Source organism: Mesorhizobium sp. M7A.F.Ca.US.005.03.2.1, from assembly GCF_003997795.1.
Classification (GTDB): Bacteria; Pseudomonadota; Alphaproteobacteria; order Rhizobiales; family Rhizobiaceae; genus Mesorhizobium; species Mesorhizobium ciceri.
In genome coordinates this window covers 1-1,706 of the sequence record NZ_RZRP01001109.1, presented here as the reverse complement: position 1 = coordinate 1,706, position 1,706 = coordinate 1, and the positions used below count along the sequence as shown (strand labels likewise).

The 1,706-nt window shown below is 59.4% G+C and carries 1 protein-coding gene; it reads left to right on the top strand.

Annotated elements, in window-relative coordinates:
• Nucleotides 1-455: 455 nt before the first annotated feature.
• Nucleotides 456-1,571 (top strand): histidinol-phosphate transaminase, encoded by a 1,116-nt coding sequence (hisC, locus tag EN991_RS35175; RefSeq protein WP_127370449.1) that lies wholly within the window; start codon nt 456-458, stop codon nt 1,569-1,571.
• Nucleotides 1,572-1,706 lie beyond the last annotated feature (135 nt).

Sequence of the window (1,706 nt, the reverse complement as noted above, 5' to 3'; positions counted from 1 at the left end):
TCGCCAGGCTTCGAACGACTGCCCCTTCTTCTCGTCTGCGGATGCAACGCGCCCCTGGGGAACAAGCAGCCCCGCCAAACCCATCTTGAGCAACGAACGTCGGGTCGAGATCATAATGGATTTCCCTTCCTGGACATTTTCGGATTTGCGGCCTGCGCACGAGGCCTTCGCTGATACGACCCAGGTTGCACGCCTATCCGCCGGCACTCTGGCGCCCAAGTCGCCCGGTGCGAATTGTTCCATCCCTTTCCCACACTGCATGTGCCCATCGAAGCCACCTACGATGGTCGGTGCAGTGTCTCAGTGTCCGCCGCTTTGAGATTTATTGTTCAGTGGACAATAAAAACATTATGTATATACCTTTGCCGTGTCAACGACATTTTTTGCCCGGATTGGCCTCCTCCCTGGCGGGGGGCAACCGACGCGAATAGCGAGAAAAAGGAGAAGGTAGGATCATGCAGTCATTTCCGAACGACGCCATCTGCCCTCGGCAGGAAATCGCCTCTCTTCCCGTTTACAACGCTGGAATATCGGCAGTTGCCGCGCGGCGGGTCAGTGGCCTGCAAGACATTGCGGCATTGGCAAGCAACGAGAATCCTTACGGTTCATCGCCGGCAGTGTCCGCCGCCCTGGCATCACTTGTCCCATCGCGCTACAGCGACCCGGCGTCGGCTGCGCTGCGGCACGTGCTTTCGGAAAAGCTCGGCACCTCCTCTGATCAGATCGTCTGCGGCAATGGCTCGGAGGAGTTGATTGCAGCACTTTGCCGCGCGTATCTGCAAAAGGGTGATTCGGTCTTGACCGTCTCACCGTGCTTCGGCTTGCACGAGATCGAGCCCATGGCGGCCGGTGCACAAGTGCTCAAGGTGCCGATGACACCAGCACTCGATTATGACGTGGACGGGTTGGCGGATGAGCTCACACGCAGACCAAAGATCGTTTTCGTCTCATCGCCTTCCAATCCGGTGGGGCGGGCCTTGTCGCGTAGGGCACTCGACCGGCTGCTTGACGCGGTGCATCCCACGACATTGTTCGTGTTGGATGAAGCCTATTTCGAGATGATCGACTCCAGCTATCCGGATGGCTTGCAGGTGCTGGGCGGTCGCTCGGATCTTTCCTGGGTTGTGCTACGCACCTTCTCCAAGGCCTATGGTCTCGCCGGCTTGCGTGCGGGCTACGGCATCGCCTCGGATGAACGCATCGCCAGGGCGATGCGTTCATGCATGACCCCGTTCAACGTCAACGCGGCCGCGCAGGCTGCCGCAATTGCCGCGCTCCAGGACGAAGCATGGATGCTGCAGACCACGGCCAAGATACGGCACGACCGAAACATCCTCGCCGATCGCCTGGCCGGATTGGGTGTCCGCGTTGTCCCGTCACAGACCAACTTCCTGTTCCTCGACTTGGCGACCCAAGCTGCCCCTGTGGCTAGCGCCCTGATCAAAAAAGGCATAGTCGTCAAGCCATGGATGGAGGCCGGCTATCGTCACTTTCTGCGGGTGAGCATCGGGACAACAGGGGACAATGAACGATTTGCGACAGAAGTCGGGCACATCCTCGGCCTCGCATAGTGGTGACGGAAAGCTGCCTTGAACACACAGTCTTCCACCAAGAAGCGCTCGGTCGGTAGAGCAGGCGCTATCGGCTTGACGCGGGAGCGCGTTGTGGAGGCCGCCATTGCCCTGATCGACGACGAGGGAATAGCC

What these genes read in the sequence shown, in the direction of transcription:
- hisC (WP_127370449.1), top strand. Translation starts at nt 456, where the DNA reads ATGCAGTCATTTCCGAACGACGCCATCTGCCCTCGGCAGGAAATCGCC.